The following is a 7,732-nucleotide window of genomic DNA, read 5'->3' on the forward strand; positions in this document are numbered from 1 at the left end:
GCCCGGCGCCGGTGGCTTCGAGCAGGTCGGCAAGGAGCTGGTGTTCCGTCACAGCCGCACCACCGTGCCGCCCAGCGCGACGACTCGTCGATCGTGCGTGGCAACGACCAGGGCCCGTTCGCGCGCAAGGTCTGCCAGCAGCGCGGCGATCCCGGCGGCGGAGGCGGCATCGAGATCGGCGGTCGGTTCGTCCGCCAGCACGATCGGGCGGCCCGCGTAATGGGCGCGCGCGATCAGCAGACGCCGCGCCTCGCCGCCCGAGACGCCGCCGCCCATGTCGCCCAGCCGGGCGTCGAGCCCGCCGGGGAGGCCCGCGACGACCTCGGTCGCCTGCGCGGCATCCAGCGCCGCATCGAGATCGCCGGGACGGTTCAGCGTGATCAGCTCGCGCAGGCTCGCATCGGCGAAGCGCGGGCTTTGCGGAATCCAGCCGAAAGCCGCGCGCCAGTCATCGGCGTTTTGCTCTGTCAGCGTGGTCTCGCCCAGCGTGATCTCCCCGGCCTCGGGATGGATCAACCCGACCAGCGCGGTCAGAAGCGTCGTCTTGCCTGCGCCCGACGGCCCGGTGATCGCCACGGCCTCGCCCGGCGCGATGTCGCCATCGGGCAGGGGGATCGGATCGGCGGCCTCGCCGGGGCGGATTTGCAGACCGTGCCAGTGCAGGGGGCCAAGCGTAGGCGCCGTTCCTTCGCCGCCGGTGCCCATCAGCGTGTTGGCCTTGGCGATTTCGGTCTCGGTCGTCTCCAGCTCGGAGGCGACGGCGAGCGCGGCGGCTCGGTCATGCCACGCCGCTGCCAGATCGCGCAGCGGCTGGAAGAACTCGGGTGCGATCATCAGCAGGAAAATCCCCTCGGCCGGGGTCATCTTGCTGCCCCATGTGCCGAAATTCATCCAGCCGATCAGCGAAAAGCCGACATAGACCGCGACCAGCGCCACGCCGATCGCGGCGAACAGTTCCAGAAGCGTCGAGGAGAGGAAGGCCACCCGCAGAACCGCCATCGTGCGGACGCGGAGGTCTTCGGATTTGGTCTCAAGATCGGCGCGCGAGCGGGCCTCCGCGCCCAAGAGCCGCAGATCGGTGATCGCGGCGATCCGGTCGATCAGCAGGCGGTTCAGAGAGCCGATCTCGACCATTTGCTTTTCCGAGGCGTCCTGCGCGGCCATGCCAACAAGCGCCATGAACAGCGGGATCAGCGGCCCCGCGATCAGCAAGATGCCCGCGACCGCCCAGCTTTGCGTGGCGGCGAGCAGGATGAAGGCGAGGGGTATGATCCGGGCGCGTAGGAAGGCGGGCTGGTAGCGCGTGGCCCAAGGACCGAGTGCGCCGAGCTTCTCCGCCGAGAGCGAGGCCAGTTCCGCAGGCGACAGCGCGGCGGCCCCGCTGGCCTGACGCAGCGCCTTTCGGATCAACGTCTCGCGGCTTTCACGCAGCACGACCTCGGCGGCATCGGCGGAAAGCTTCTGCGAAACCCAGTCGAGCGCAATCCGCACGAGCGCCAGCGCCACGAAACCCGCGGCCCCGGCAAGCGGCGAAAGCGCGGGGCTAACCCCGGGCGCGACCAGATCGCCAAGAACCAAGCCGATCAGAGCGGCCTGCGCGGGCCAGATCAGCGCCGAGGCTACGCCGAGCCAACCGGCGAGCTTCAACTTCCCCGCCACCGGCTGAGCGATACGGGCAAGAACGGCTTTCGGCTTCGGCGCTTCGGTCGTGGCGTCTGTCATAGGGATTTTGGGGTCTTTTCCTCTGTCGCGCTTGGCTGTGGAGATAGCCGGGCAGAGGGTCTGCGGCAATGGCGTGCGACAATCCGCGCTTGTCACGTCTGCGGGACATCCCGCCATGCGCGCATGAAAAAACCGTTCGGATGAGGGTCCGAACGGTTTTCGAGGTTACCTGTGGCGGGGCCTTAGCAGGGCGCGATGTACTCGCGGCCATAGGAGTCGCGATAGCGGCACTGACCCGGCTGGTTGGCTTTGCCGATCAGAGCGCCGGCAACGGTGCCGACTGCGCCGCCGATCGCGGCGTTCTGCACGCGGTCGCCGTCATCCGAAACAGCAGCGCCGATCGCGGCACCGGCAACACCGCCGGTCGCGGCAGCGCGGTCTTGTTGCGACATCTGGCAGCCTGCAACGGCAACGGTGGCGCTGAGCGGCAGGATGAGGAACATCTTCTTCATGGTACGTGTCTCCCTTCTGTATCTTCGGACATCCAACGTCGGCCCTCTCCGGGCAGTTCCAAGTTTTTCTTAATTAGTTTTGAGCCCGTATCCTGAAGCCGTGATGGTCGTGTGGCTTGACATGCGAGGTCATTCGGGGGTCAAGCAATATGGAACCCTTCGACACAGACGACAGAAAGACACGCCTATGAGTTCGACCACTTGGCGCGTTCCCCTGATCGGGGCGCTTTTCCTTTTCGCGCTGAGCGCGGTGGTGTTGATGGTCATGCGCCCGCTAATGGCGATCGACGAGACGCGCTATGTCACCGTCGCCTGGGAGATGTGGCAGGGCGGCTCCAAGCTGGTGCCGCATCTCAACGGGGCGATCTATTCCGACAAGCCGCCGCTTCTGTTCTGGCTCATCAATATCGTCTGGAGCGTCACGGGCCCCAGCGAATGGGCGGCGCGGCTGGTCGCGCCCGCTTTCGGGCTGCTGTCGGTCGGACTGGTGGCGATGCTCGCGCGCAGGCTCTGGCCGGAAGAGCCCGAGCGCGCCGGGCTCGCCGCGCTGATCCTCGGGACGAGCGGGGTGTTCCTGCTGTTCGGCTCGACGACGATGTTCGACACGATGCTGACTGCGGCGACGCTGCTAGGGATGCTCGCGGTCTGGGCGATGCGCGACACGGAGCGCTTCGCCCCGGTGATCGGGCTTGGTATCGCGTTGGCCTTCGGCGTCTTCGCCAAGGGGCCGGTGATCCTGGTGCATGTGCTGCCGACCGCGCTTTTGATGCCGCTTTGGGCGACGGGGGCGGAGCGGCCCGCGCTCAAGCAATGGTATGCGCGGATCGGGTTCGGTTTTCTGATCGGGTTCGGCATCGTGCTGCTGTGGCTCGGCCCGGCGATCATCTTCGGCGGGGCGGAATATCGCGAGCAGATCCTGTGGAAGCAAAGCGCCGGGCGGATGGTGGAAAGCTTCGCCCACGGCCGCCCCGTCTGGTTCTTCGTGGCGCTGCTGCCCTTCTTCCTCTGGCCGTGGGGCTGGAGCCGCGCGGGGCTGGCCACGTTCAAACCCTCGCGGCTCTGGGAGGATGCGGGTACGCGCATGGTGGCGGTCTGGTTCGCCACCGCATTTGTCGCCTTCTCGCTGATCTCGGGCAAACAGGCGCATTACCTCGTGCCGGAACTGCCCGCGCTGGCGCTGATCCTGTCGGGGCTGTTGCCCACGGCGGAGCGTCGGATGCGCTGGCTGCGCCTGCTGTGGCTTCTGCCCGGCGTGGCGACGGCGATCGCTGCCGCATCGGTGCATTTCGGGGCGTTCCCGGATCTGCCCGAGGGCACCGGCTCGTGGCTCTTCGTGATCGCGGGTGTGGCGCTTCTCGTGGGTGGTGCGCTGATCGTGCTCAAGGCGCGGCAGGGCTGGTTCGCCGAAGCCTTCGTCGCGCCGCTGGTGCTGATCGCCATTCAGATCATGGTCTGGCCGATCCTTTGGAAAGTCTACGATCCGGCCCCGATCGCGAGCCTGATCGCCGCGCATTCCGAGAATGGCGTGGCGACCACCGATCGCGGCTATGCGGGACAGTTCTCGTTTGTCGCGCGGCTTGAGAAACCCGTGACGGTGCTCGACAACAGCGCCGATCTGGGGCGCTGGATGGCGGATCATCCCGGCGGTCTGATCCTCGCAGCGAAGCCGATCGAGGGCGCCGACGGTCTCAGCCAGATCGCGGAGCGGCATTTCCGGCAGGACGACTGGCGGCTTTATCAGGTGGCGGAGACGATCGCGCCGCCGACCTCCGACGCTGCGCCCGCGCCCGCATCGACTGCCGCGCCCAACGGCGCAAACTGACCCTCCAAACTAAAAGACACGCCCGAAGCAGATGCTCCGGGCGTGCCTTCTAACCGATAGACGTCAAGTATTATGACTTGGTCTTCTCGGTGGGCCGCTCATCAAGAGTGACGGAGAGCGTGAGCGGCTTGTTCGCGCGCAGCAGCGAGAGCTGCACTTCGGTGCCCGGCGCGTCGGACCCGATCGCACGGGTCAGATCGCGGGGCTCTTTCATCGGCTTGCCATCGACGCCGACGATGATGTCGCCGCGCTTCAGGCCAGCTTTCTTCGCGGGCGTATCGGACGACACATCGGCCACGAGCACGCCTTCGGGCTTGTCGAGACCCAGCGCCGCCGCGATGTCCTCACTGACCGGCTGGATCTGCACGCCGAGGAAGCCGCGCTTGACGGTGCCGTCATTCTGCAGATCGGCGACGACGCCCTTGATCGTGTCGGAGGGCACCGAGAAACCGATCCCGACGGAGCCGCCTGTGGGCGACAGGATCGCGGTGTTCATGCCGATCACTTCGCCTTGGGCGTCAAAGAGCGGGCCACCCGAGTTGCCTTTGTTGATGGCTGCATCGGTCTGGATGTAGTTATCGAACGGGCCCGATTTCAAGTCGCGGCCCTTGGCCGAGACGATGCCGGTCGACACGGAGGTGCCGAGGCCGAACGGGTTGCCGATTGCCACGACGGGCTCGCCGACTTGTGCGGTCTGGCTGTCGCCGAAGCCCACGGTCGGCAGGTCCTTGTCGGTGTTGACCTTGACCACGGCGATATCGGTGGCCTTGTCTTCGCCGATCACTTTCGCATCCGCGGTCGAGCCGTCGGAGAAGGTGACCTTCACGCTCTCGGCGCCGTCGACGACATGCGCGTTGGTGACGATATGGCCGTCTTTCTGGATGATGAAGCCGGTGCCGAGGCCGGTGATCTCAGGACGTTGCATCTGCTGGCCCTGACCGTTGGGACCCGGCCCCATGTCGGGCATGCCGAAACGACGCTGGAAGAACTCGAAGGGGAAATCCTGCGGCATCCCCATCTGGGCCATTTCCTGATCGTTGGCCTGCTTCTTGATCTCGATGGTGACCACGGCGGGCATCACCTTCTTCACCAGATCGACGGTGTTGGTGAAGGTTTCGGCGGCGGCCACGTTCGGGACCAGTGCCAGACCGCTCGTCGCAACGGCGCCTGCGCCGAGCATGGCGGTGGTGGCGAGGGTGCGCAGCAGGGGGGCTTTTCGGAAGTCCTGCATGTTTCTCTCCTTGTTGACAGGTATGCACCCTATGTGAGGGCCTAGCCTGTCAGGGACTCTGCGGGAAGATTGCAGAGCTGTTATCCTTTTCACCTTTAGGGGAGGGGTGCGTGACTTGTGCGGTGGCATCGGCCACATATGTCGCGAACCGAGAAAGCGAGTGCGATGAAACTGCTGTTGATCGAAGACGACGCGACCACCGCCGATTACGTGCTACGGGGCCTGCGCGAAGAGGGCCACACGGTCGACCATCTCGCGAATGGCCGCGACGGGCTGACCCAAGCGCTGGGCGGCAGCTATGACGTGATGATCATTGACCGGATGCTGCCCGAGCTGGACGGGCTCTCGATTACCCGCGCGATCCGGGCGGCGAAGGTCACGACGCCGATCATCTTTCTGACCGCGATCGGCGGGGTGGATGACCGGATCGAGGGGCTCAACGCAGGCGCCGACGATTACCTCGTGAAACCCTTCGCCTTCGGCGAGCTGTCGGCGCGGCTTGCGGCGCTGGCGCGCCGTCCGCAGGCGCAGTCGGAGCAGGTGATGCTCGAGGCAGGCGATCTGAAGATGGACCTGATCGCACGCAAGGTAACGCGCGGCGGGCAGGAGATCGACCTTCTGCCGCGGGAGTTCTCGCTTCTGGAATTCCTGCTGCGCCGCAAGGGCCGGGTGCAGACCCGGACGATGTTGCTGGAGGGTGTTTGGGATCTGAATTTCGATCCGCAGACCAATGTCGTGGAGACCCATATCTCGCGGCTCCGGAACAAGGTCGACAAGCCGTTCGACCGTGACCTCATCCACACCGTGCGCGGCGCGGGCTACCGGATCGAGGGCTGATGAAGGCACGTCTGAACCGCGCGGAAATTCTTGCCTCGACGCCGCTGCGGCAGGCGCTCGGGCTGATGGGGATCGTCTTCGCGATCCTTCTGGTGACGCTCGGCTTTGCCTATGTCGCGCTGCGCTCCTCGACCGAGGATTCGATCCGCGCCGATCTCAAGCAGCAGACGGCGGTGTTTCAGGTCGCCGCCAATCCCGAGACGCTTTCGGTGATCGTCTCGGCGGAGGCGCGGGCCTCGGACCCGTCCGAGCGCGCCATCGCTTTCGTCATGTCGGACGGGCGGCAGGTCGGCAATGTGCGGGTCACGCATCAGGGCGACCGCTGGGTCATCTCGCGGCATCCCGAATATGCGCCGCTGTCGAAACATGGCTATTTCACGCTGACCATGCCGCTTGCGGGTGGCTTGCTGGTGATCGGGGAGAGCCGCGCGCCGATTGCGGAACTGACCTCGACCTTCCTCGCGATCCTCGTTTTCTCCTTCGTGCCGTCGCTTTTGGTCTCTGCCGCCTATGGCGCGTGGGTCGGGATGCGGGCACGCAAACGGGTGAGCGCGATCGAAGAGACGCTCGACGATCTGACCGAGGGGCGGCTGGAGGCGCGCGTGCCGCGCGACGAGGTGAAGGCCCGGAAGGGCGACGACCTCGCGCGGATCGGGGCGCGGCTGAACGTGATGGCCGAGACGCAGGAGGCGACGGTCGCGGCGCTGCGTCAGGTCTCGGCGGATATCGCGCATGACCTGAAGACGCCGATGCAGCGGATCTCCGTGCTGCTGTCGGAGCTGCAAGAGGCTTTGCCGGAGGACACACCGCCCCGGGCGTTGGCCGAGCAGGCGGGCACCGAGGCCGAACGCGCGGTGGCCGTGTTCCATTCTCTCCTGCGGATTGCGCAGATCGAAGGCGGCAGCCCCAAGGCGCGGTTCGCGCGGGTCGATCTGGGCGCGCTCGCGGCCGATATCACCGAGCTTTACGAGGCGAGCGCCGAAGAGGCGGGCGGGGCGCTGACCCTGCAACGGCCCGATGCGCCGCTGATAGTGCATGGCGACCGGGGGCTGCTGGGGCAGATGCTGTCGAACCTGATCGAGAACGCGATCCGTCACGGTGGCCCTGCGCCGCAGATCGCGGTGCGCCTGTCTCGCGAGCGCGGCGCAATCATTCTCAGCGTCGCCGATCATGGTCCCGGTATTCCTGCGGCGGAGCGCGAGAAGGTTCTGCGTAGGCTCTATCGGCTGGAACGCTCGCGCACGACGCCGGGCAATGGGCTGGGGCTTGCGCTGGTTCAGGCGGTGGCAGGGCTGCACGAGGCGGAGCTGGAGCTGTCCGACAACCAGCCCGGCCTGATCGTTTCGCTGCGCTTCGCCGCGCCGGGTCAGTCGGCCTGATCGGGCAGGTCGATCTCGGTCAGGAAACGCAGGCTCAGCGGCAGGGTTGCAGCCCCCAGCGCGCGGGCATCGGGGCCCACCTGCCCCTCGCGCACGATCGGAACGCCCGCGCCCGAGAGGTTGATCTTCGCCAGTTCCGCTTCGGTGGCGGCGACGAGCCGCGCGCGCAAATCGTCAGGCATCCAGCCATCGATCACGATCGCATCGAGATCGCACAGCGCAGCCGAGGAGGCGGCGACAGTCGCGAGACCGCGCGCCGCTTTCGCGAGCCAGTCGTCGACGATGTCTT

Annotated in this window: 6 protein-coding genes and 1 pseudogene; 3 read left to right on the forward strand and 4 right to left on the reverse strand. The window is 66.5% G+C overall.

Annotation, left to right across the window (positions count from 1 at the left end; translation table 11 throughout):
- Window positions 1–48: 48 nt before the first annotated feature.
- Both cydD and B3D39_RS06765 read right to left on the reverse strand, forming a co-directional pair.
- A complete protein-coding gene (gene cydD / locus B3D39_RS06760; RefSeq protein WP_286789534.1) occupies window positions 49–1,722 on the reverse strand; it encodes a thiol reductant ABC exporter subunit CydD in 1,674 nt (557 codons plus the stop codon).
- Window positions 1,723–1,904: 182 nt separating this feature from the next.
- Window positions 1,905–2,174, reverse strand: a complete 270-nt coding sequence (locus B3D39_RS06765) for a YMGG-like glycine zipper-containing protein (RefSeq protein WP_075776878.1) — start codon at window positions 2,172–2,174, stop codon at window positions 1,905–1,907.
- A 187-nt stretch (window positions 2,175–2,361) separates the two neighbouring features.
- Here B3D39_RS06765 and B3D39_RS06770 point away from each other — a divergent pair, with 187 nt between their 5' ends.
- Window positions 2,362–3,996, forward strand: a complete 1,635-nt coding sequence (locus B3D39_RS06770) for a glycosyltransferase family 39 protein (protein ID WP_274961912.1) — start codon at window positions 2,362–2,364, stop codon at window positions 3,994–3,996.
- Window positions 3,997–4,066: 70 nt separating this feature from the next.
- On the opposite strand, the gene B3D39_RS06775 is transcribed toward B3D39_RS06770, so the two are convergent.
- Window positions 4,067–5,227, reverse strand: a complete 1,161-nt coding sequence (locus tag B3D39_RS06775) for a Do family serine endopeptidase (RefSeq protein WP_078571219.1) — start codon at window positions 5,225–5,227, stop codon at window positions 4,067–4,069.
- 165 nt (window positions 5,228–5,392) lie between these two features.
- Between B3D39_RS06775 and B3D39_RS06780 the strand changes: the two genes are divergently transcribed.
- Entirely contained in the window at window positions 5,393–6,064 is a 672-nt protein-coding gene (locus B3D39_RS06780; protein WP_075776881.1) for a response regulator transcription factor, read from the forward strand.
- The gene (locus B3D39_RS06785; RefSeq protein ID WP_274961913.1) at window positions 6,064–7,443 is read left to right on the forward strand and encodes a sensor histidine kinase; all 1,380 of its coding nucleotides are present in this window, start codon (window positions 6,064–6,066) and stop codon (window positions 7,441–7,443) included. The genes B3D39_RS06780 and B3D39_RS06785 overlap by 1 nt, the downstream gene beginning before the upstream one ends.
- Here the strand turns inward: B3D39_RS06785 and B3D39_RS06790 are convergent.
- Window positions 7,431–7,732: pseudogene (locus B3D39_RS06790) on the reverse strand (sugar kinase); the annotation flags it as partial. The gene B3D39_RS06785 and the pseudogene B3D39_RS06790 sit on opposite strands and share 13 nt — an antisense overlap.

It is taken from the genome of Thioclava sp. UBA3469 (assembly GCF_002378135.1).
Taxonomy (GTDB): Bacteria; Pseudomonadota; Alphaproteobacteria; order Rhodobacterales; family Rhodobacteraceae; genus Thioclava; species Thioclava sediminum.